We start from the raw sequence: 21,250 nt of genomic DNA on the forward strand, positions 1-21,250 counted from the left end.
CCGCGCGTCGAGCTGCTCACGCGCCCCTCCCCAACGTCCCCACCGGGCGCCCCGGCCGCTCCGAGCGTGGGCGGGCCCCAGTACGATCGGCCCATGGCCATGCCCGCCCCGTCCTCCGCCGCGCCGTGGAGCTCGCCCGCGCCCGCCGCCGTCGAGCCGCGTCGCGGCCTCGACGCGCCCCTCGACGGCTGCGTCCCGGCGGGCATCCCGGCCCGCCTCGTCGCGTGGCTGCTCGATGCCCTCGTGCTCGGCGTCCTGACCGTGCCCCTCCTGATCGGGCTCGTCCTGATCGTCGTGCAGGACGGCGCCGGGATCCTCGCGCAGGTGCTCGTGGGCCTCGGGGTCGTCCTCGTGGCGGTCGCCGCGATCGTGATGATCTGGCTCGAGGGGGCTCGGGCCCTCACCCCGGGACAGGCGGCCCTCGGCCTGCGCACCGTGCGCGCCCGGACCGGCCGCCCGCTCGGCTTCCTGCGGGCCCTCGGACGGGCGGTGCTGCGCGGCATCCCGCTGGTCGGCCTGGTGATGGTGATCCCGGTGCTGTTCGACGCGCGCACCCGCCGCGGCCTCCACGACACCGCGGTCGACGCGATCGTGCTGTCGGTGCGGCAGGGGCGCAACCCGCTGCTCGGCCGTCCTGACGACTACGCCCGTCAGGGTGCCGACCACTACCTTCCCGGCGCGCCCGTCACGGTGGGCGCCCATGCCAACCTGATGGCGCAGCCCGGCGCCCCGTGGGGGCTCAGCCCCTCCGAGGCCGGCGCGATGTGGGACCAGCCGCTGTCGACGACGGGGGAGTCGGGCATCATCGAGCGCTCCCCGTGGGCACCCCAGGACGCGGCCCCCGCCGGGCCCGCAGCCGGCGCTGGGCCCGTGCCCGGCGCAGGGCCCGGTGCCGCAGCGTCCGGCCCGGCGCCCGCGGCCCCGTCGGCGCCCGCGGCCCCGTCCGCCCCCGTGGTCCCGTCGGCCCCGGCGGCCCCGCCCGCCGTGCCGACCATGCCCGGCGCGCCCTCCGCTCCGGCGGCCCCTGCCGTGCCCCCCGCCCCCGCCGCCTCGGACCCGGCGGCCCTCGAGGACCCCGAGGATCTCGACCGGACCCGCGTGTCCGCGTCCCGGCTTCCCCGGGTGGCGCTCCGGCTCGACGACGACGCCCCCGTCGTGGCCGTCGCCCCCGTGCTCGTCGGACGCAACCCCTCCGCCGACCCCGCCGAGCCCCGACTGTCCGTCGCGGCGCTGGCCGATCCGACCCGCTCGATCTCCAAGACGCACCTGCGCCTCGACGTCCGCGGTCGCGAGCTCACCGTCACGGATCTGGGCTCGACCAACGGCACCGTCCTCCTCGGCGAGGACGGGACGCGGACCGAGCTGACGGCGTCCGAGCCCTTCACGGCGGCGGCGCCGAGCCGTTTCGCGGTCGGGGACCGCACCCTGACCGTGGAGGTGCTGCCGTGAGCGACGCCGCATCCCCGACCCCCTTCCGCGTGCGCGGCGGATGGGCGACCGACGTCGGACACGTCCGGGACCACAACGAGGACAGCGTGCTCGTCGCGCCCCCGGTCTTCATGGTGGCCGACGGCATGGGCGGCCACGACGCCGGGGAGGTCGCGAGCGCGATCGCCGTCGAGGAGTTCGGCGACCTCGCCGGCTCCGAGGACCTGCGCATCGAGGACCTCGGCGCGGCGCTCCGCGAGGCCGAGCGGCGCATCCACGAGATCGGCACCGGCGGTCCGCTCTCGGCGGGCACCACCGTCGCGCTCGCCGCGACCATGCTCATCGACGGCGCCGGGTACTGGGTGGTCCTGAACCTCGGCGACTCCCGTGTCTACCGGCTCTCGGGCGACGTCTTCGAGCAGGTGAGCGTGGACCACTCGGTGGTCCAGGAGCTGGTCGACGCGGGGGAGCTGACGGCCGCCGAGGCCAAGGTGCACCCCTACCGGCACATGATCACGCGCGCTCTGGGCGCCGGGCCGCAGTCCGACCCCGACTACTGGCTGATCCCCGCCGAGGCCGGCGATCGCCTCCTGGTCTGCTCCGACGGGCTCAGCGGCGAGCTCGACGACGAGACGATCGAGCGGGTCCTGCGCCGCACCGCCGGCGTCCAGGAGGCGTGCGACGTCCTCGTCGAGCTCGCCCTGGCGGCGGGCGGCCACGACAACGTCACGGTCGTGATCGTCGAGGCGATCGAGGTGCCCGGCGCCGAGGGCGACGGGGACACCGGCCCCGCCCCGCGCGCTCCCGAGCGCGTCGACGACGCCGGGGAGGACACGGTGCCCCGCCGGCTGCGCCGAGACGGAGGGGAGCCGTGAGCGAGAGCCGCCCGCTCCTGCCGCCCGGCACCTGGTACCAGCCCGGACCCGCCTACCTGATCCGTCGAGCGGACTCGTTCGTCGTGCTCACCCCCACCGCGCCCAAGCCGCTCCTCGACGCCGCGTGGGCCGTGCTCGGGCACGGCCCCGCGAGCGACGACCTCCTCGAGACCCTGGCCCGCGAGGCCGGGCTCGAGGGCGCCGACGCCCTCGGCGCCGTGCTCTTCGGCACCCTCGGAGGCGACAGCACGCTGCTGGGCGTCAAGGGCGACACACCTCTGGCGGCCTACACGCACGACGGACGCGAGCTGGTCGCGGCCGAGGACGGGCCGGCCCTCGCACGCCGCGAGGGCGTCCTGCGCCTCGCATTCGGCGACCTGCCCACCGAGCAGGGGCCGGGGGTGCTGACGCTCGAGTCGGGCATGGTCCGCATCCGCGGCTTCGTGCACATGACGGAGGCCGCCGGCCGCCTCGACGACGCCGCGCGCGACGCGCTCGCCGCCCTGGTCGAGCAGGACGGCCGCTCGATCGAGGACCCCGAGGTGCGGCGCCGCCGCGAGCAGAACCCGCCGCCCGCCCGCGCGCCCCGCACGCCCCCTCCCGCACCGGCGCGCCCGGCCCCGGCGGCACCGCTCGTCGTCCCTGCCGCGGCACCTTCCGCCCCGGACGCCCCGGAGCCCGCGGTGCCCAACATCTTCGCCGACCTGCTCGGGGAACCCGCCCCGGCCGCGCCTCCCGCCCCCGCGGCCGCCACGACGGCCCCGGCCCCCGAGAGTGCACGCACCACGGCGCCTCCGCCGTCGGTGCCGCCGTCCGCCGCACCGTCGGCCCCCGGCTCCCAGGAGCCGCCCGACGCGTCACCCCCCGAGCCCGCCCGCCCGGCCCCCGTGACCCCGGGTGTCGCCGGCCGCGACGCCCCGCGCCGGCCCTCGCAGCGCAGCTCGCTGTTCGATCGCGCCGCCGGCTCCTCGGCCGGGCGGTCGGCGCCGCGCCCGGTGGCCCCGGCCGCGCCTCAGCATGCCTCCATCGCCTCCTCGCTCGAGCTCACGCGCGATCCCTCGACCCTCGAGTTCAGCCCCGACGAGCCCGAACCGGAGGCCGGGGCACCCTCGCAGACCCCGGCCGCACCGCCCACCGCGCCCGCGCGCCCGACGGGCCCGGAGGCCGGGCCTCCCGCCATGCCGCCGGGCCCCCAGCGGTCGACCGAGCACAGCACCCCGGCTCCGCCGCCCGCAGCGCGTCCCAGCCCCGCACCTGCTCCCGCCCCGGCGGCGCCCGAGGCCGATCCGGTGGCGCCGGAGCCACCGGCCGTGAGCCCTCCGGCATCCCCCGAGGCCGGACCCGCGGCCACCGGACCCGCCGCAGACGACCCACGGGAGGAGTCCCGCTCGTACGACGACCTCTTCGGCCACACCCTGCACCGGCGGATCGAGGACGCCGCCCGGCCCCGGCACGCCGAGGAGCCGCCGCCCGTCGCTCCCGTCGCTCCCGCGCCCGGGCCGCCCGCGGCTCCCGGCGCCGCCCGGCCGGAGCCCGACCGGGCCGCACCCCCACCGGCCCCGGCCCCAGTCTCCGAGGTCCCGGCTGCCGAGTTCATCGACTGGGTCCCGGGCGTGCGGCGGGAGACCTCCCCACCGCCCCCGCTCGCGACGCCCGCGGCCCCGGCTGCCGCGCCGCCGCAGGGCGTCGCCCCTGCGGCCCCGGCCGTCCCCTCCTCGGCCGCCTCGTCGCCGGGCCCCTCACACTCCCCGGCCGCACCGTCGTCGGGTCCCTCGCCGTCCTCGTCGTCGGGCCCGCCCGCACCGGCCCCCGTGCCGTCGCCGGGCCGTCCCGCCGGCTCCGCGGGGCCGATCCAGCAGCCGATGACCGCCCCCCGCGCCGCCGTCACGGTCCCCGCCCTCGTGTGCCCCGCCGGGCACGCCTCCCCGCCCGACCGCGACACGTGCCGCGTGTGCGGGACCCACGTCGGCGGCCCCGTGCGCACGGTCGTCCGACCCCCGCTCGGGCGGCTCGAGATCTCGACCGGCGGCACCGTCACCCTCGACCGCACCGTGGTGCTGGGGCGCCGCCCTCGCGCCTCCCGCGTGGGCGGCGACGACGTGCCCCTGCTCGTGACCGTGCCGAGCCCCCAGCAGGACGTCTCCCGCTCCCACCTCCAGATCCGCCCCGAGGGATGGCACGCCGTCGCGACCGACCTCGCGACCACCAACGGCACCCTGCTCGTGCGCTCCCAGCACGAGACAGTCCGCCTGCGCCCGCACGAGGCCGTCGTGCTCGTCGACGGCGACGTGCTGGACCTCGGCGACGGCGTCGTGCTGCGCTGGTCGGAGCAGGCATGAGCCCCCGTCCGCCGTCGCGGCCGCCCGAGCTGCCCGGCTACGAGTACCAGACGCTGCTGGGCAGCGGCGGCTTCGCCGACGTGTTCCTGTACCGCCAGGAGCGCCCCCAGCGAGAGGTCGCCATCAAGGTCCTGCTCGCCGACGTGCACGACCCCGCCGTGCGGCGCCAGTTCGAGTCCGAGGCCAACGTGATGGCCACGCTGTCGACCCACCCCTCGATCGTCACCATCCACCAGGCCGACGTGTCGGCCGACGGACGTCCCTACATCGCGATGGAGTTCTGCTCGCGACCGAACTACGGCGTGCGCTTCCGCAGCGAGCGGATCGCGGTCGACGAGGCGCTGCGGGTGGGCGTCCAGATCGCCGGGGCCGTCGAGACCGCGCACCGCGCAGGCATCCTCCACCGCGACATCAAGCCCGCGAACATCCTCGTGACCGCGTACAACCGGCCCGCGCTGACCGACTTCGGGATCTCCATCGCGGCGGGCGAGGGCGACCTCGACGACAGCGTCGGTATGTCCGTGCCGTGGTCGCCGCCCGAGTGCTTCGCCGACCCGCCCCGCGCCGACGTCCGCAGCGACGTGTTCTCGCTCGCCGCATCGGTCTACTCCCTGCTCGCGGGACGCTCGCCCTTCGAGCCGATCGGCACCCGGGCGAGCGCCGCGGACCTCATCCGCAGCATCGAGACCGTGCCGCTCGCGCCGCTCGACCGGCCCGACGTCCCGCCCTCCCTGAACCGGGTCCTCGCGGTCGCGATGGCCAAGGACCCCGCCGGCCGCTACGACAGCGCGCTGTCGCTCGGCCGCGCGCTCCAGAGCGTCGAGAGCGAGCTGTCCCTGCCCGTGACCGGCATGGACGTGCTCGAGGAGCGCGGCGCGGCGGCCGAGCCGCACCCCGCCGACGACGAGCTCGACGCACACACCCGGATCCGGTCGATCACGACGCTCCCGGCCCCGGGCGCGAGCAGCCCGAACGGTCCCGGTCGCGTGCGGGACCCGTTCGCCGCAGTCGCCCCCGCCCCGGGCGCCGTGCCCGGCCCCCGCCGCTCCGCGCGCACGGTGCCCGAGACCACCGCGCCGACCGTGCTGCGCCCCGCCTCGGCCGCGAGCCCGACCCCCGTCGAGCCGGAAGACCCCGCCGGCGCCGACCGTCCGGGTCTGCGGCGCGGCCGCGTCCCCGCCTGGGCCGTGCTCACGCTCGTCACGGTGCTCGTGCTCGTCCTCGGCGTCGGCGCGGTCGTCGCCGTGCGCATCCTGTTCCCCGTCGAGACCCCCGCCGTCGCCTCCCGGACCACCGCCCCCGTGCTCATCGGCAGCGCGGACGTCCCCGTCCCGGAGGGCGTGACGATCGAGCCGATCGACATGGGCCCCGGGATCGACAAGGCGCGCATCACGTGGCAGCGGCCCGAGGGGTTCGACGCGTCCGACAGCTACACCGTGCACTGGGACATCGACGTCGACGGCTACGAGAAGTACGCGCAGCCGGTGACCGTCACCGGACGCGAGGCGGTCGTGCTCGACATGCCTCCCCACCAGGACCAGGTGTGCGTCGAGGTCGCCGTGGTCCCCTCGTCCGGCGCGATCGGCGAGCCTGCGGAGCAGTGCGCCTCGCCGTGACGCCCGCGGACGGGCGACGGGCGGCAGCGAACACGAAGGAGAGGGACATGGCAGCGATCTCGGTGGAGTTCTGCGGGGAATGGTTCGACCTCGAGGACGGCGGGGAGCTGACCATCGGCCGCGACGCGCAGCTCGCGATCGACGAGGACAACCAGTTCCTGCACCGGCAGTTCCTCTCGATCGTGCAGGTCGACTCGCTGTGGTGGCTCGTCAACATCGGCTCGCGGCTGTCGGCGACGATCACCGACTCGACGGGGACCATGCAGGCGTGGCTCGCCCCCGGCGCGCGGATCCCGCTCGTCTTCCCGATCACCAAGGTCGTCTTCACGGCCGGACCCACCACGTACGACCTCTCCATCCACGCCCAGTTCCCCGAGTTCGAGCGCTCGCCGACCGCGGACGACCCCGCCGGCGACACCACGGTCGGCCCGGTCGCCCTCACGGTCAGCCAGAAGCAGCTGATCCTCGCCCTGTCCGAGCCGATGCTGACCCGGGACGGGACCGGGATCAGCGCCGTCCCCACCTCCGCCCAGGCCGCAGAGCGTCTGGGCTGGTCGAGCACGAAGTTCAACCGCAAGCTCGACAACGTGTGCGACAAGCTCGACCGGCTCGGCGTGCGGGGCCTGCGCGGCGGCCCCGGCCGACTCGCGAGCAACCGACGTGCCCGGCTCGTCGAGCACGCCGTGTTCTCGCGCCTCGTCACCGCCGACGACCTGCCCCTCCTCGACCTCGGCGCCGACGACGAGGACTGAGGTGCACGGCGCCCGCCTCCCCGCGGACGCCTCCCTCGTCGCCGCGCGCACCACCCATCCCGCCCCAGCCCCAGGAGACGACGACCCCTCATGCGCATCAAGCTCACGCTGCGACGTCCCGAGGACCGCCTGACCGACGTCGAGGTGACGGCGGACGCGACCGCGACGGTCGCCGACGTCGCCTCCGCGCTCTACCTCGGCGACCCCCTGCGGGCCGGCATGCAGGCCCCCGAGGGTCTCACCCTGCAGGTGCAGGACCCGGGCGCCGGGCCCGGCGCGAGCGGGGTGCGCACCCTGCGGCGCGACGCCGACCTGATCCAGGCCGGGCTGCGCTCGGGCAGCGTCGTCTCCATCGCGCGGTCGAGCGACCGCTATGCGAGCGCCTCGGAGTCCCGCGGCGCGGGCGTCGCCCTGCTGCGCGTGCTCTCCGGGCCCCAGGAGGGCCGCGAGTACCCGCTGCCCGCGGGCGCCACCGTGATCGGGCGCGAGGGCGACGTCGACATCCGCATCGCCGACGAGATGCTGTCCAAGCGCCACTGCCGTCTCAACGTCTCCGACACCGTGGAGATCGTGGACCTCGGCTCCTCCAACGGGGTCGTGATCGCCGGCGAGCGCGTCGAGCGCGCCGTCGTGGGCCCCGCCGACACGGTCCTCATCGGCGGCACCTCCTTCGCCGTGGTCCTGCTGCACCGTCCCGGCGGTGCCGCCCCGTCCTCGCCCGTCGTCGAGTTCAACCGGTCGCCCCGCGTGGTGCCGCGCTTCCCCTACCGGCCCCTGCAGGCGCCGACCCCGCCGAGCGAGCCGCAGGCCCAGCCCTTCCCCGTCATCATGATGATCGCGCCGCTGTTCATGGGAGCGTTCATGTTCCTGCTGACGGGCAGCCCGCGCTCGCTCATGTTCGTGTTCATGATGCCGCTCATGGCCGCGGCCGGGTACTTCACCCGACGGTCCCAGCAGCGCAAGATGCTCGAGACCCAGATCGCGCGCTTCACCGATGCGATGGCGTCCCTGCGGCGCCGCGTGAGCGCGGCCCAGGAGCTCGAGCGCGCGGTGCGCCTGGTGGAGGCACCGAGCGCCGCCGACACCGTCGACTCCGCCTTCCGCCTCGGCCGCCTGCTGTGGACCCACCGCCCCGAGCACGCCGCGTTCGGCACGGTCCGGCTCGGGCTCGGGATCGCCGAGTCCCGCGTCGGGATCGCGATGCCCAAGGAGAACAACGCGATCGCGGCGTACTGGGACGAGCTCGTGGACATGCAGGAGGAGTACAGCCGGATCGCCGGGGTCCCGATCGTCGCGGACCTGCGCACGTGCGGGTCGATCGGCGTCGCGGGGGCGGGGGAGGAGGCGCGCGGGGCCGCCCGGGCCGTCGCCGTGCAGCTGGCCGGGCTGCACTCGCCGGCCGAGGTCGCGCTCGCCGCGATCGTCTCCCCGCGCAGCCGGCGCGACTGGGAGTGGCTCAAGTGGCTGCCGCACACGTCCAGCCCGCACTCGCCGCTGCCGGGCGACCACCTCGCGGACTCGCGTCTGCTCGGTGCGTCCCTCGTCTCGCGCCTCGAGGAGCTGATCGCCGAGCGGGCCGGCGAGGACGACAGGCCGCAGAGCCGCGGCGCGCTCACGCCCGACGTGACCCAGGTGCCCGAGCTGCCGCCGGACCCCGTCACCCCGTCCCTCGTCGTGATCGTCGAGGACGACGCCCCCGTGGACCGGGCACGCCTGGTGCGCATCGCCGAGCGCGGCCCCGACGTCGGGGTGCACGTGCTGTGGTGCGCCGCCAACGTCGCCGCCCTGCCCGCGGCCTGCCGCACCCACCTCGTGATCGACGAGGCCGTCCAGGGCGCCTCCGCCGGCCACGTCCGGCTGGGGGAGCGCAGCTATCCCGTCACGATCGAGACGGTCGGACCGGACGTCGCCACGGGCGTCGCCCGCCACCTCGCGCCCGTCATCGACGCGGGCGTGCCCGTCGACGACGACTCCGACCTCCCGCGCTCGATCAACTGGCTCCAGCTCGCGGGCACCGAGCTGGCCGAGATCCCCGGCAGCATCGTCGAGCGGTGGCGCGAGAACGGCTCGCTCGTCCCGCGCGACGGCGCGGCCCCCGTGCGACGCAGCCACGACGCGGACCTGCGCGGCCTGATCGGGCACGACGGCGCCGACGCCTTCCACCTCGACCTGCGCACGCAGGGCCCGCATGCCCTCGTCGGCGGCACCACGGGCGCCGGCAAGTCGGAGTTCCTGCAGGCGTGGGTGATGGGCATGGCCACGGCCCACAGCCCCGACCGCGTGACCTTCCTGTTCGTCGACTACAAGGGCGGCGCCGCGTTCGCCGACGCCGTGACCCTGCCCCACGCCGTCGGCCTCGTCACCGACCTCTCGCCCCACCTGGTCCGGCGCGCCCTGACCTCCCTGCGCGCGGAGCTGCAGTACCGCGAGCACCTGCTGAACCGGAAGAAGGCCAAGGACCTCGTCTCGCTCGAGCGCACCGGCGACCCCGACTGCCCGCCGAGCCTCATCATCATCGTCGACGAGTTCGCCGCCCTGGCCAAGGAGATCCCCGAGTTCGTCGACGGCGTCGTCGACGTCGCCGCCCGCGGCCGCTCCCTCGGGCTGCACCTGATCCTGGCCACCCAGCGCCCCGCCGGCGTCATCAAGGAGAACCTGCGGGCCAACACGAACCTGCGCATCGCCCTGCGCATGGCCGACGAGGCGGACTCGAAGGACATCCTGGGCGACCAGATGGCCGCCCATTTCGATCCCGGCATCCCCGGGCGCGCCGCCGCCAAGACCGGTCCGGGGCGCATCGCCACCTTCCAGACCGGGTACGCGGGCGGCTGGACCACGGACGAGCCCGAGCAGGCGCGCGTCGACGTCGTCGAGAAGGCCTTCGGCACGGGGGAGACGTGGGACATGCCGGCGCCCGCCGTCGCCGAGACCGCCGACCCCGGGCCCAACGACATCACCCGCATGGTGCGCACGATCCGGCGCGCCGCCGACGAGGCGGACGTGCCCGATCCCCGCAAGCCGTGGCTCGCCGAGCTCGCCGAGGCCTACGACCTCTCGCGCCTGCCGAGCCGCCGCACCGACGAGGAGCTCCTGCTCGGGGTCATGGACGTGCCCGAGAACCAGGCGCAGCCGACCGTCTCCTACCTGCCGGACCGCGACGGCAACATGGCGGTCTACGGCACCGGCGGCTCGGGCAAGTCGACGACCCTGCGCACCCTCGCGATCTCCGCCGCGAGCACCGTGCGCGGCGGGCCCGTGCACGTCTACGGGCTCGACTTCGGCGCCTCGGGCCTCACGATGCTCGAGGAGCTCCCGCACGTCGGATCGATCATCGCGGGCGATGACGAGGAACGGGTGACGCGGCTGCTGCGCACCCTGCGCCAGGAGATCGACGACCGCGCCAAGGAGTTCGCGCGCGTGCGCGCCGGCACGATCGCCGAGTACCGGCGGCTCGCCGAGGCGCCGGAGACCCCGCGCATCCTGCTGCTCGTCGACGGCATGGCCGCCTTCCGCGAGGCCTACGACTTCTCCCACCTCGCCAAGTGGTTCACGACCTTCGTGCAGATCGCGACCGACGGGCGCCAGGTCGGCGTGCATGTCGTGGTCACGGGCGATCGGCCCAGCGCCATCCCCACCTCGCTCGGCTCGTCGATCCAGCGCCGCCTCATCCACCGGCTCGCCTCGGCCGACGACTACTCGGTGTTCGGCGCGGCCCGCGACGTGCTGGACTCCTCCTCGCCTCCCGGGCGGGCGATCCTCGACGGCCACGAGGTGCAGATCGCCGTGCACGGCGGCGACGCCAACGTCGCCATCCAGTCGCGCGAGGTCGCGGCGCTCGCCCAGGCGATGCGGAGAGCCGGCGTGGGGCGGGCCCCCGCGATCGCCCGCCTGCCCGAGCGCGTCGAGTTCTCCTCGCTGCATCCCGTGCTCGGCGGGCGGCCCGTCGTGGGCGTGGCCGACGAGACGCTCTCGGAGATCGCGATCGAGCCGCGCGGCGCGTTCATGGTCTCCGGGCCGATCGGGTCGGGACGCACGACGACGCTGCTCACCCTCGCCACCGCGCTGAAGGCCATGGAGCACCCGATGCGGATCGTGCGCTTCTCGGCCCGCCGCACGCCGTTGACGGGCCAGGGCATCTGGGACGTCGAGGCGTCGGATCCCGACGAGGTGCGCACCCTCGCCCAGCAGCTGCTCGCGACCCTCGAGTCCGGCGGCGTCGCCGAGGGGCGGCTCGCGGTGTTCGTCGACGGCGTCGCGGACTTCACCGGCACGGGCGCCGAGGGCGACCTCGAGAAGCTGATCCGCAGCGCCGCCCGCGAGGGGCAGTTCGTGGTGGGCGAGAACGAGTCCTCCACCTGGTCCCAGGCCTACACGCTCGCCAAGCCCTTCAAGTCCGGGCGCCGCGGGATCCTGCTGCAGCCGAGCGACGGCGAGGGCGACACCCTGCTGGGCACACCGCTCGGGCGGGTCCGGCGCGCGGACTTCTCGGCCGGCCGCGGGTTCCTGGTCGCCGGCGGGCGCGCCACCAAGCTCCAGGTCGCGCAGGTCACCGGCTGAGACCGGGCCAGGCCGGCGAGGGCCGGGGGTCCCGGGAGGCCCGCGCGCCGGGGAGACACGGGACCTCCCCACGGGCGGCTTGTCCACATGGGGAGTGCTCCCCATGTCGGTCCCGGTCGCCGCTCCCTAGAGTGGGCCCGGTGGAGACACGCGGCGCCGGGCACCCGGGCCGCGCCGAGACGGACGGGGAGGCACCGTGAACACAGCCGCCAAGGGCATGTCCGTCGACGAGGTCCGGCGCATGGCGCGCGATCTCGCCGACGCGGCCGAGGAGATCGAGCAGATGCGGACCGAGCTCACCACGGGGCTCGAGGAGGTCGACTGGACGGGCCCGGACGCGGACCGCTTCCGGGGCCAGTGGGCCGACGAGATGGCCCCCGCCCTCGAGGACCTCTCCACCGCCATCGCCGCGCTCTCGACGACCGCCGAGACGAACGCGCAGGAGCAGGAGTCCACCTCCGCCTGATCGCAGGCACGGGGCCGCCGGCCCGCGGTGGGTACAGTGACGGCGACCGAGCCGAGGAGCGCCGCGCCGTGACATCCCCTCCGACCAGGACCGTCGAGTTCCCGAGCGTCGAGCTGCCTGCGCCCCCCGCATCTGACGATGTCGGTGCCCGAGACCTGGGAGACCGTGATCGTGCCGGGCCTCCAGGTCGCCGTCGCCGAGCCCGCCGCGCCGGGCCGTTTCCGCGCCAACGTCGTCGTGACGTGCGAGCGTCTGCCCGCCGAGGGCGGGCCGGCCCGCGCCGTCGAGGCGCTCGGGCAGCGGAGCTCGGCGCTCCCGTCGCTCGAGGAGATCGTCACGGACGAGGTCGAGATCGCCGGTCGTCCGTGGCTGCGCCGCGAGTACGGCTACACCCAGCCGGGCTCGGAGACGGTGGTCCAGGCGGTCCGGCACACCCACCTTGACCGCGGCCGGGCCGTCGACGTGATCGAGGTCGTCGGCAGCTGTGGGGCCGCCCGCGCCGACGAGCTCTTCGCGGTGATCCGCGGGATCCAGGACTCGGTGCGGGTCTGGATCGACTGATCGATCCGGCGGCCTGCATGCCGAGCCGGTCCCCGTCGGGCGGCGTGTGGAGGGGACGGCGTCCACATGGGGAGTTGTCCCCATCGTCAGGTGTGACAGGCACCTCTAGGCTGAAGCCATCACCGAGGGATCGGGCCGAGGACGCGACATCGTCGCCGAGGTGCCGGACCGGGTGGGCACAGCAGACCAACACCCCCAGGAGGGCACCATGAAGAAGGGCATGATCCCGGAGGACGTCGACAAGATCGCCACCGACATCACCACGGCGGTCGAGGATGTGGACACCTACTACAACGACGCCTACAGCGCCCTCACGGAGCTGGACTGGACCGGCGACGACCGCGATCGCTTCGTGAGCGATTTCGAGGAGCAGGTGGGCGGCCTGCTCACCACGCTCAAGCAGGCCGCGAGCGACATGGCCACGCGCGCCACCACGAACGCCAACGAGCAGCGCAACGCCTCCGCCTGACCCGCCGTCGATCGCCACCGCCACACTCGAGAAAAAGGACTGAACGATGTCTTTCAAGGGCATGAACTCGGAAGACGGCCGCACCGTGGCCGACACCCTCAAGACCGCCGGGACCAACATCCAGGAGGCCTTCGCCACCGCCACCACGAGCGTGAACAGCGCCAACTGGGTCGGGGACGACCGCGAGTCCTACGTCGCGGACTGGAGCAGCCTCGTCACGAACCAGATCGATCCGCTCGTGGACGCCCTGACCACCAAGAGCGAGGATCTCCGCCAGCAGGCCGAGGAGCAGGACACGACCTCGACCGGCGGCGGCTCGTCCTACGCCTGAGCCCCTCCGGCCCCCGGCCCCCCCCCCACCGACGGGCCCGCTCTCGCCCCCACGCGAGAGCGGGCCCGTTCTTCTCTCCCCGACGTCTCCCCGGCATCACCGAGGCGGCGCACAGGTCCCGGACAGGCCCCCTGCCTACACTAGATGCCAGGTGAGCGCCGGACGGAGACGATCCCGGACGAGTAGAGCTCCACTCCGGAGGAGGAACAGATGGGTCGCGGGGCCATGAACACGGTCAAGACGGCGGCGCTCTTCGGCGTGCTGTGGGGCGTCCTGCTCGCGATCGGCTTCCTCGTCGGCAACGGCCCGAAGTACCTGTGGATCTTCGCGATCGTCGGGCTGATCGGCACCTTCGTCAGCTACTGGAACAGCGACAAGATCGCCCTGCGCTCGATGCGGGCGGTTCCCGTCACCCCCGAGCAGGCGCCGCGCCTGTACGCGATCGTGCAGGAGCTCTCGACGGCGGCCAACGCGCCCATGCCGCGCCTGTACATCTCGCCGACCGACCAGCCCAACGCCTTCGCGACCGGCCGCAACCCCCAGCATGCCGCCGTCTGCGCGACGCAGGGGATCCTGCGCATCCTCGACGACCGTGAGCTGCGAGGGGTGCTGGGCCATGAGCTCATGCACGTCTACAACCGCGACATCCTCACGAGCTCGGTGGCCGCCGGCATCGCGGGCATCATCACCTCGCTCGCCCAGATGGCCCTCTGGTTCGGCGGCGGCCGCGACCGCAACGGCGGCAACATCATCGCCTCCCTCGCGGCGATGATCCTCGCGCCGCTGGCCGCCTCCCTCATCCAGCTCGCGATCTCCCGGACCCGCGAGTACGACGCAGACGAGGACGGCGCACGCCTGACGGGCGATCCGCTCGCGCTCGCCTCCGCCCTGCGCAAGATCTCGTCCGGCGTCACGGCCAAGCCGCTGCGGCCCGAGCAGGACATCGTCGACAGCGCCCACATGATGATCGCCAACCCGTTCAGGGCCGGCGAGGGCCTGACCAACCTGTTCTCGACGCATCCGCCGATGGACAAGCGGATCGCGCGGCTCGAGGAGATGGCCGAGCAGGGCAAGCAGCGCCCCTTCTGACGGACCCGCCCGAGCAGGCGCACGCCGTCGAGATCGCCTTGTCGGGCGGAATTCTCGGGGAGTTCCGCCCGACACGGCGATTTCGATGCGCGAGAGGGACGCACGCGAGCGGCGACCGTTCGGCGATGTCGATGTCGATCGGCACTGTTGCCTGTAGCCCGCGGCCGGCCTCCGAGATCGCGGCCGCCGCGTCCCCTGCCCAGGAGCCTCTGATCGTTCCCCCAGCGAATCGACGGACGCCCGGCCTAGGGTGTCAGGAGTACACCCAAGGGGGGAACATCATGGCTACGTACACCCAGCTCCGCCGTCTCGCCGCGGACTGCCGCATCGATCATGAGAAGGCTCCGGTGGCCCCGGACGACCTGGACGCGCTGCTCGACATCGCCGAGCAGCGCGAGCAGCCGGCGGCGAGCACGCCCGCCCGGACGTCACCGACCGTGACGGCGGGCTCTGCGCGTCGTCGCTGAGAGCCCGAGCGCGGCGACGCGGCCCCGGTCCCGACCATCTGGCCGGGACCGGGGCCGCGGCCGTCTCAGCGGTAGTTGACGAACTGCCCCGGGGGTTCTGCGGCGCCCCGGCTGATACGGGAATGTCGCGCTGACCTGCGCGTATGTCATTGTGGCGTACTGGGTCGGATCGGGCTCCGCGGACTCTCCTGCGGACTATTTGCGGACTGCGCCGCTGGTCGCGACGGGTGCGTCCCGGGCGCTCGAGGTGCCGATCCGCAAGGAACTTCCTAGCGTCCGCAAGGAACTTCCTTGCGAAGTGCTCCCCGTGCGCGTAAGGACATCACCGGGCAGCATGCTTCCTGCGGCGCAGTAAGCAGGTCCTCCCCGGGCGCGCGAGGTGCCGATGGGTTAGCGCATGGGTTAGCGCATGGGTTCCGGCCCCCCTTCGCGCAGAGAACCGCCCCCTCAACGTGGTGTCGAGGGGGCGGTCGTACTGGCGCAGGAGCTTCTTCGGGGGAGGGTTCCCTCCACTCCTTCGATCCGCGTGGTCCGGGCTGCCCCATTAGAAGAGCCCGGGCGGTGACGTTCACGCCAGGTCGCTAGCCGGTGGTCTGCTCCACAATCAGCTCGTAGTGGTGGACACTGCCGTTCCAGAGGATCGGCATGGGCTGGCCGATCACTTCGAGGGTGGTGCCGAGGGCGCTGATTTTGGAGCTTGCGTCGATCTTCGCGGTGGCCGGCAGGATGAGCCGGAACCGGATCACCACGGCGTCACGGTTCGGTTCGTTCAGATCGTCCGTGGAGAGGGGAGAGAACTCTCCGTAGACGGTCTCCTCGACGTCCGGGCCGTAGATGGGGTTGCCGTAGCGGTCGCGGCCGATCTCCCCGCCCTTCCGGAGTATGACGATCTTCGTGTGGCCGATCACTGGGCGCGCCGCCTATACCTGTTCAGCACGAACGTTTCGGCGAGAGTCCAGCCGCGGAAGGAGTCCTGCACGGTGACAGCGCCGGCCGAATACCGGAGTTGTTCCGGGTTGGCGATGAGGCGGGCGGTTGCCGTGGTGACGACTGCGGTGATCTCCTCGTTGGGCTCGTTGGCGGTGAAGCCGCCGCCGCGAGTGTAGGACCGAGCCATGGCGATGATGATCGCAAGGTGCTCCCCGGCCAGGGCGGCAAGCTCTTCGTTGTCTCCCTGGCCGAGGAACTCTGCGACGTCCTTGCCTTCGATCATCAGGCGGCCTTGGCGACGATGACACCTTCGGGGTGCAGCAGGCCGAGGTCGAAGCGGGCGGTCACGCGGATCGCCTGCTCGTCGTACTCCGCGTATCGCTGGTCCAGGAGCTTCACGGTCGGGTTGGTGTCCCGGGCGATCGCGACCTGCGACATGTCCGCGAGGACCGCGGTGCCGGCGGGCAGCTTGTTGGTGACGGTGACGGGGACCCCGAAGAGGCGGTACGTGGTGCCCGTGGTGATGTCGGACTCCAGCACGTACTTGCCGGACGTGTCCTTGATCTTCCGCACGGAGAAGAAGTCAGCGCCGGAGATGAACCAGCGGTTCGGGGTGACCTCCGCGGCCGAGGCGAGGGCGAGGGCGTCGAGGAAGCTGTCGGGCTCCGTGGCATCGAGCACGGCGTGCTGCACACCGGGCTGGTTGATGATGCCGGTCACGGACTTGTCCGCGCCGTTGCCGGTGAGGAACGCGGTGTCGAGCTTCCGGGCGACGTCGGACACGAGACGGGCCTTGAGGGTCGCGTCCAGGCCGATGACGGACTGGCGCAGAAGCTCGTTGGTGAACCGGATCAGCGTCTTGATGGACTTCCGGTCCGTGGGCATGAGGCGGACCTCGTCGAAGTTCACGTCGTGCTCGGGGATCAGCTCGCCCTCACCAACCCAGGCGGGATCGCTCGAGGAGACGAGCTTGGGGATGCGCAGCGGGGACGCGGTGTCGAAGATCCGGGGACCGGACGCGAGGACGACGGACGCGGCCTCGAGGGGCTGGAGAAGGATCGAGGCGACCTGCTCCTGGAGCAGTTCGGGGTTGGTGGTGGTGGTCTCAGCCATTGTTGGCTCCTAAGTCTGAGAAGTGAATGTGTTCTCGCTCAGGTGCCAGACCTGCAAAGCAATGAGGGCGCGGCCACCAGGACCACGCCCTCATTGTAGCGGTGAACTACTTCTTGCGTACAGTCTTCACTTTGCTCGCGAGGATGGAGAAAACGATGCCGTCCTCGTCCGTGATGAACTCGAAGTAGCCGTTGCGGTTCTCATACCGCTCGGCCTCGACCTCGATCGAAAGGTCATCCTTCGTCCGAGCGTTCTGCGTTCCTTCATTGATGATGTACGTCCGCATCTTCTTCTCCTTGTTTAGGCTCGTGACCGCAGCAGTGCGGCGAGGTCGACCGTACCGTGGGAGTCGGACATCTGGCCCTGACCAACGTCACCGCGGGGCCGACGGGAGGCGAGGTGGGGCTTGCGGGCGAGGAGATCGTCAACTGCAGACTGCAGTTTCGCGGGGTCATCGAGGTGGTCGTCTGCGAAGGGCAGATCCTCAGGGTCGGCGAGGCGGCCCGTCGCCTTCACGAGCTGCACGTGGAGACGGTGGGCGAGGTCGTCGGCCTCCTGGGCTCGTTGACGGTAGCGGCCATTCTCCTGGCGCAGCTTCTCGACGTATTCACGGGGGAACGTCTCAGCGGTCTCCTGAGACTCCTCCTGACCCTCGGGAGCGTCCTGGGGCGTCTCCTGACCGTCCTGGGGCTCGTCATGGCCCTCGGCGGCGTGGTGGACGTCCTGGGGCGTCTCCTGGGGCTCCTGGGGAGTCTTCTGGGCGTGGGGCATGGTGTTCTCCTTCGATCTAGTGGTCCAGTCGGGTCTTGCGGGCTTCGGACGCCTCCCAGCTCCTCTCGTCAGGCGTCCTCATGTCGTCGGCAGCGATCATCACGGGCACTTGACGGCAGGTGCAGCCCTTATGGGTCTGCAGGCTGTAGCCCTTCGGCCAGACACGCCCCTCCCGCCACCACCATGTGCACAGCTCGCAGGCATCAGGTTCCATGCCGCGTTTCCAGCCCTTGACGCGCCGAGAGGTCTGCATGGTCCTGCTGAACGCGCTCTGTGCGGCCTCGATCGCCTCGGAGCGCGCGAGGCGTCCCGCGGCCATGACGGCCGACCCCTGCTCCGCAAGTGCCGTCCTGGTGGCCTTCTGGATGCGCTCGGCGTCGTGGACGTGTGAGTACGCCTCGCCTGTGACCACGGAAGTGTCGTCGCCCAGGGAGATCAGCAGTTCCCTGCACGCGGCTTCACCGAGGTTGAGGCCGCGCGCGTTGGACGTACGCACCACGACCTCGAGGCCGTCGATCGCGATCTCAAGGTCGATCTGCCCGGACACGTACTTCGAGGCGATCGTGGTGGCCTGGCGCTCAGCCCGGGAACCGAGGTGCGCCAGGAGATCCGTGAACGTGGTCATGCCGCGACCTGTCCGACGAGGCCGGCGGCGGCGCGGTCAACTGCCTCAGTGCGGGAAGCGGCCCGGATCTCCGCGATCTCGTCATCCCCGTAGCCGAGGCGCTTGAGCGCATACGTCGCGGGCAGCAGGCCGGCGGTGTACAGCTTCACGACGGCGTCGGCTTCCTGGGCGATCGAGCGGGTCGCGGGGTCCGCCCACGTGATCCGCACGTCCACGGTCGAGGGGTCCACGCCGGTACGGACCGCGACGACGAGGCGGGCGACCTGCTCCCACGCGCGGCCGAAGATCTGCTGACGCTGCTCGGCCCGTGCCGTCAGAGACGCCTCAGCGGCCCTCAGAGCGTCCGCGGACGGCGGCTGCGACGCCGAGATCCCCACGTAGTGATCCGGGAGGCCGGAGAGGGCCTGCATCTGCTGCACCACGACCTTGATAGCCGCGTCATAGGCGGAGAGGTCCGCCGCCGGCAGGGAACCGAACTTCGACGCAGGGTCCTCGGAGATCATCATTCGGTTGTTCTCGGGGAACGGGTTGGCGACCTCCCCGTCCTCGTCCTCGACCAGCTCCACGCCCGTCGCCCAACGTCGGGGGCGTGCGTAGTACTCCGAGCCCACCATGAGGTCCGCCAGGAGCTTGTTCAGGGAGTCCTGGAGCGGAAGGAGGTCGCGCATCTCTGACATGCCCGGGGCGTTCAGCCGGTCCGTGTTCACCAGCTCCACGACGGGGACGACGCCGAGGGGGTTCTCGAGGGTCTCCATGACCGCATAGCCGGATGCGGCGTCGGTCCCCTGCGCCCGGTAGCGGACGATCGTGTCCGGCCCGTACAGGACCGCGTGGGTGTGCGTGGCATCCGTCCACCGCTTCACCCCGGCGACGATCTCCCGCGAGGCAGGGTCACGGATCACAGCGACCTGCCGGGCGTCCTCCACGGTGATCGTCGGCCGGCCCTGCTCGTCGGCCCACACGATCACGAACGCGGAGCCGAGAGTCAGGGCCTCCCGGTGGGCGACCGGGGCGAGCTGGTCCAGATCGTTGCGGATCCAGTCGGCCCACACGTCGGCGCCCGTGAAGCCGGTGACACGGAGCCGCTCCGACAGGGCGGTGACCGCGAGGCGGCACAGGTTCGAGCCGAGGACACCGAACCGGTTGCCCAGCGCTTCCTTCGCCTCGGGGGCGAGGAACGCCAGGGGCGGCTGCCCGGTGTAGTACCGGTCGAGGCGGGAGAACTTGCCGGTGTTCTCGTCCAGCCGCTGAATCAGAGTAGTCAGAATGTCGCTCACTTGAATGATCTTACCTTTCGCTTCTTCGATTTCATAGCGTTCCACGTGGAACGTGAATGTGCCATGACGGCCGCGGCAGCCAAGTCGATATGCCGCGTCGAGCCGCGCTTGGACTTGTCGAGCCGCACACCGCGCTCGGACTCATTCACGACAGCGTTGCCGATATGCCGCGCGAAGTCCTTGTCCCCGGAATGTGTGACCGCGCCATTGATGCACGCGTTGTAGAAGTCCGTGGTCGCAGGCGTGATGCGCGCCGCCGACCAGGGGAACTCCGTGATGGGCAGGCCCTCGCGCTCAAGGACTTGTAGCGTCCTCGTCCACCGGAACGGGTCAGCGACGATCTCCTTGACCTTCCAGCGGCGGCAGGCGGCGCGGATCGTGTCCTCCACGTCCTCCACGGGCACCCGGTAGTCGGAGTCGCCCACGGGCGGCTCCCACATCGCGAGCTTGTCCATGTGCGGGGTCAGGGAGATCGTGGAGATCACCAGCGCCGTCGCATCGGAGTTGAAGGAGCCGTCCAGGGCGATCACCACCTCCGCGCCGTCCTCGATCTCCTCGCCCGTGGACAGGCCGTCCCACACCCGCTCCGGCAGGAACCCGCCGCTGCTCTCGCTGACGAACTGGCAGAGCCTCGCCCGGCGGAAGGTCGCCTCACGGGTCTTCGGTGGTAGGAGCGCCCGGATCGCGTCGACGTGAAGGAAGTCGCCCAGCGCCGGGTTCGCCAGCTCCCAGCAGTGCTCGCAGTCCACCGGGTGATCCTCGAAGCCCGCAGCGGAGAACTCGCGCCACACGAAGGACGTGTCCTCCGGGTGGGCCCGCCCGTACGCCCGCAGGTCCGCCAGGACGTTCTCGTGTGGGTTCGGCCCCGGAGTGCCAATACCGATCAGCACCGACTCGGCGCGCTTGCCCTGGGCGAGGCTCAGGACCTCCCACGTGTCCCTGCGGACCACGCCGATCTCGTCCACGATCGCCAGCGACGGGTCCAGGCCCTCCAGTGACGCCGGAGTGGCCGGAAGGACCACGAACTCCGCGCCCCGCGACGGCACCCGCAGCTTGTCCTGGTACACCTGCACCCGGGCCGCGAGATCCTCGTTCAGCTCGACCATCCGCACAGCCGTCTTGAAAATGATTCCCGCCTGGCGTTCGTCATACGCGACCACGACCACCGACGCGCCCTCCTGGCCGAGCATCAGCTCGAACAGGCCCAGCGCCGCCAGCAGCGTGGACTTCCCCTGCCCTCGAGGAAGCATCCACCCCGCCGTCCGCGGCATCGGCTTCGCATCCAGCACAGAGCCCACCAGCTCCACCTGCCACGGCCGCAGCTTCAGGGGCTTCGACGCACCCGTGCCCTTCGGGACCACGACGTAGTCCCGCACGAACTTCGCGAACCTCTTCGAGCCCTTCAGTCGCGTGTTGAACGGAAGCGGTGACGGATCGACTGCTGCTTTCCTACCTGCCTGCATGAGAATCCTTCCCAATAGCAACTGCCCCTGTGCCTTGCGGCTCGGGGTCGAACGTGATATGGCGAACCCCTGCCCCCCAGGGTTGGCCGGGTTCTTGACCACGAGGACGACCAGCTCGGAC

General features: G+C 72.5%; 20 protein-coding genes. 12 read left to right on the forward strand and 8 right to left on the reverse strand.

The annotated features are described in order from the left end of the window. Positions 1-93 precede the first annotated feature (93 nt). The 12 genes from BRM3_RS08135 to BRM3_RS08190 all read left to right on the forward strand — a co-directional run bounded on the left by BRM3_RS08135 (position 94) and on the right by BRM3_RS08190 (position 14,950). Positions 94-1,449 (forward strand): RDD family protein, encoded by a 1,356-nt coding sequence (locus BRM3_RS08135; RefSeq protein ID WP_263592831.1) that lies wholly within the window; start codon positions 94-96, stop codon positions 1,447-1,449. Further along, complete coding sequence (locus BRM3_RS08140; protein ID WP_263592832.1) at positions 1,446-2,303, forward strand: PP2C family protein-serine/threonine phosphatase; 858 nt, start codon at positions 1,446-1,448, stop codon at positions 2,301-2,303. Before BRM3_RS08135 ends, BRM3_RS08140 begins: the two co-directional genes overlap by 4 nt. Then, positions 2,300-4,642 carry an FHA domain-containing protein gene (locus BRM3_RS08145; protein WP_263592833.1) on the forward strand — a complete coding sequence of 781 codons (2,343 nt, stop codon included), beginning with the start codon at positions 2,300-2,302 and terminating at the stop codon, positions 4,640-4,642. Before BRM3_RS08140 ends, BRM3_RS08145 begins: the two co-directional genes overlap by 4 nt. Further along, on the forward strand, positions 4,639-6,258 hold the full coding sequence (locus BRM3_RS08150) for a serine/threonine-protein kinase (protein ID WP_263592834.1): 1,620 nt from the start codon (positions 4,639-4,641) through the stop codon (positions 6,256-6,258). Before BRM3_RS08145 ends, BRM3_RS08150 begins: the two co-directional genes overlap by 4 nt. Positions 6,259-6,305: 47 nt before the next feature. Further along, on the forward strand, positions 6,306-7,010 hold the full coding sequence (locus BRM3_RS08155) for a hypothetical protein (RefSeq protein ID WP_263592835.1): 705 nt from the start codon (positions 6,306-6,308) through the stop codon (positions 7,008-7,010). Between the two features lie 90 nt (positions 7,011-7,100). After that, on the forward strand, positions 7,101-11,567 hold the full coding sequence (locus tag BRM3_RS08160; RefSeq protein WP_263592836.1) for an FtsK/SpoIIIE domain-containing protein: 4,467 nt from the start codon (positions 7,101-7,103) through the stop codon (positions 11,565-11,567). A gap of 196 nt (positions 11,568-11,763) precedes the next feature. Further along, positions 11,764-12,033 (forward strand): WXG100 family type VII secretion target, encoded by a 270-nt coding sequence (locus BRM3_RS08165; protein WP_263592837.1) that lies wholly within the window; start codon positions 11,764-11,766, stop codon positions 12,031-12,033. A gap of 138 nt (positions 12,034-12,171) precedes the next feature. After that, on the forward strand, positions 12,172-12,594 hold the full coding sequence (locus tag BRM3_RS08170; protein ID WP_263592838.1) for a hypothetical protein: 423 nt from the start codon (positions 12,172-12,174) through the stop codon (positions 12,592-12,594). Between the two features lie 208 nt (positions 12,595-12,802). Then, positions 12,803-13,063: a WXG100 family type VII secretion target gene (locus BRM3_RS08175; RefSeq protein WP_263592839.1), complete on the forward strand. Its 261-nt coding sequence runs from the start codon at positions 12,803-12,805 to the stop codon at positions 13,061-13,063. Positions 13,064-13,109: 46 nt separating this feature from the next. Continuing rightward, positions 13,110-13,394: a hypothetical protein gene (locus BRM3_RS08180; RefSeq protein ID WP_263592840.1), complete on the forward strand. Its 285-nt coding sequence runs from the start codon at positions 13,110-13,112 to the stop codon at positions 13,392-13,394. Positions 13,395-13,604: 210 nt separating this feature from the next. Continuing rightward, entirely contained in the window at positions 13,605-14,483 is an 879-nt protein-coding gene (gene htpX / locus BRM3_RS08185) for a zinc metalloprotease HtpX (RefSeq protein ID WP_263592841.1), read from the forward strand. Between the two features lie 281 nt (positions 14,484-14,764). After that, a complete protein-coding gene (locus tag BRM3_RS08190) occupies positions 14,765-14,950 on the forward strand; it encodes a hypothetical protein (protein ID WP_263592842.1) in 186 nt (61 codons plus the stop codon). A 581-nt stretch (positions 14,951-15,531) separates the two neighbouring features. Here the strand turns inward: BRM3_RS08190 and BRM3_RS08195 are convergent. From BRM3_RS08195 to BRM3_RS08230, 8 genes are all read right to left on the reverse strand, one after another. Continuing rightward, complete coding sequence (locus BRM3_RS08195; protein ID WP_263592843.1) at positions 15,532-15,858, reverse strand: head-tail adaptor protein; 327 nt, start codon at positions 15,856-15,858, stop codon at positions 15,532-15,534. Next, positions 15,855-16,163, reverse strand: coding sequence for a hypothetical protein (locus BRM3_RS08200; RefSeq protein WP_263592844.1), 309 nt, complete (start codon positions 16,161-16,163; stop codon positions 15,855-15,857). The genes BRM3_RS08195 and BRM3_RS08200 overlap by 4 nt, the downstream gene beginning before the upstream one ends. Continuing rightward, entirely contained in the window at positions 16,163-16,993 is an 831-nt protein-coding gene (locus BRM3_RS08205; RefSeq protein ID WP_263592845.1) for a phage major capsid protein, read from the reverse strand. The genes BRM3_RS08200 and BRM3_RS08205 overlap by 1 nt, the downstream gene beginning before the upstream one ends. Positions 16,994-17,099: 106 nt before the next feature. Next, complete coding sequence (locus BRM3_RS08210) at positions 17,100-17,279, reverse strand: hypothetical protein (protein WP_263592846.1); 180 nt, start codon at positions 17,277-17,279, stop codon at positions 17,100-17,102. 14 nt (positions 17,280-17,293) lie between these two features. After that, a complete protein-coding gene (locus BRM3_RS08215) occupies positions 17,294-17,764 on the reverse strand; it encodes a hypothetical protein (RefSeq protein ID WP_263592847.1) in 471 nt (156 codons plus the stop codon). A gap of 16 nt (positions 17,765-17,780) precedes the next feature. After that, entirely contained in the window at positions 17,781-18,389 is a 609-nt protein-coding gene (locus BRM3_RS08220; protein WP_263592848.1) for a hypothetical protein, read from the reverse strand. Next, the gene (locus tag BRM3_RS08225) at positions 18,386-19,666 is read right to left on the reverse strand and encodes a phage portal protein (protein ID WP_263592849.1); all 1,281 of its coding nucleotides are present in this window, start codon (positions 19,664-19,666) and stop codon (positions 18,386-18,388) included. The genes BRM3_RS08220 and BRM3_RS08225 overlap by 4 nt, the downstream gene beginning before the upstream one ends. Further along, entirely contained in the window at positions 19,663-21,231 is a 1,569-nt protein-coding gene (locus BRM3_RS08230; RefSeq protein ID WP_263592850.1) for a terminase large subunit domain-containing protein, read from the reverse strand. The genes BRM3_RS08225 and BRM3_RS08230 overlap by 4 nt, the downstream gene beginning before the upstream one ends. Positions 21,232-21,250 lie beyond the last annotated feature (19 nt).

The sequence above is a fragment of the Brachybacterium huguangmaarense genome (assembly GCF_025725725.1).
Classification (GTDB): domain Bacteria; phylum Actinomycetota; class Actinomycetes; order Actinomycetales; family Dermabacteraceae; genus Brachybacterium; species Brachybacterium huguangmaarense.

Coding starts and splice junctions, on each gene's coding strand:
- BRM3_RS08150 (WP_263592834.1), top strand. CDS start 4,639: ATGAGCCCCCGTCCGCCGTCGCGGCCGCCCGAGCTGCCCGGCTACGAG.
- BRM3_RS08200 (WP_263592844.1), bottom strand. CDS start 16,163: ATGATCGAAGGCAAGGACGTCGCAGAGTTCCTCGGCCAGGGAGACAAC.
- htpX (WP_263592841.1), top strand. CDS start 13,605: ATGGGTCGCGGGGCCATGAACACGGTCAAGACGGCGGCGCTCTTCGGC.
- BRM3_RS08135 (WP_263592831.1), top strand. CDS start 94: ATGGCCATGCCCGCCCCGTCCTCCGCCGCGCCGTGGAGCTCGCCCGCG.
- BRM3_RS08190 (WP_263592842.1), top strand. CDS start 14,765: ATGGCTACGTACACCCAGCTCCGCCGTCTCGCCGCGGACTGCCGCATC.
- BRM3_RS08170 (WP_263592838.1), top strand. CDS start 12,172: ATGTCGGTGCCCGAGACCTGGGAGACCGTGATCGTGCCGGGCCTCCAG.
- BRM3_RS08155 (WP_263592835.1), top strand. CDS start 6,306: ATGGCAGCGATCTCGGTGGAGTTCTGCGGGGAATGGTTCGACCTCGAG.
- BRM3_RS08210 (WP_263592846.1), bottom strand. CDS start 17,279: ATGCGGACGTACATCATCAATGAAGGAACGCAGAACGCTCGGACGAAG.
- BRM3_RS08180 (WP_263592840.1), top strand. CDS start 13,110: ATGTCTTTCAAGGGCATGAACTCGGAAGACGGCCGCACCGTGGCCGAC.
- BRM3_RS08175 (WP_263592839.1), top strand. CDS start 12,803: ATGAAGAAGGGCATGATCCCGGAGGACGTCGACAAGATCGCCACCGAC.
- BRM3_RS08220 (WP_263592848.1), bottom strand. CDS start 18,389: ATGACCACGTTCACGGATCTCCTGGCGCACCTCGGTTCCCGGGCTGAG.
- BRM3_RS08205 (WP_263592845.1), bottom strand. CDS start 16,993: ATGGCTGAGACCACCACCACCAACCCCGAACTGCTCCAGGAGCAGGTC.
- BRM3_RS08160 (WP_263592836.1), top strand. CDS start 7,101: ATGCGCATCAAGCTCACGCTGCGACGTCCCGAGGACCGCCTGACCGAC.
- BRM3_RS08215 (WP_263592847.1), bottom strand. CDS start 17,764: ATGCCCCACGCCCAGAAGACTCCCCAGGAGCCCCAGGAGACGCCCCAG.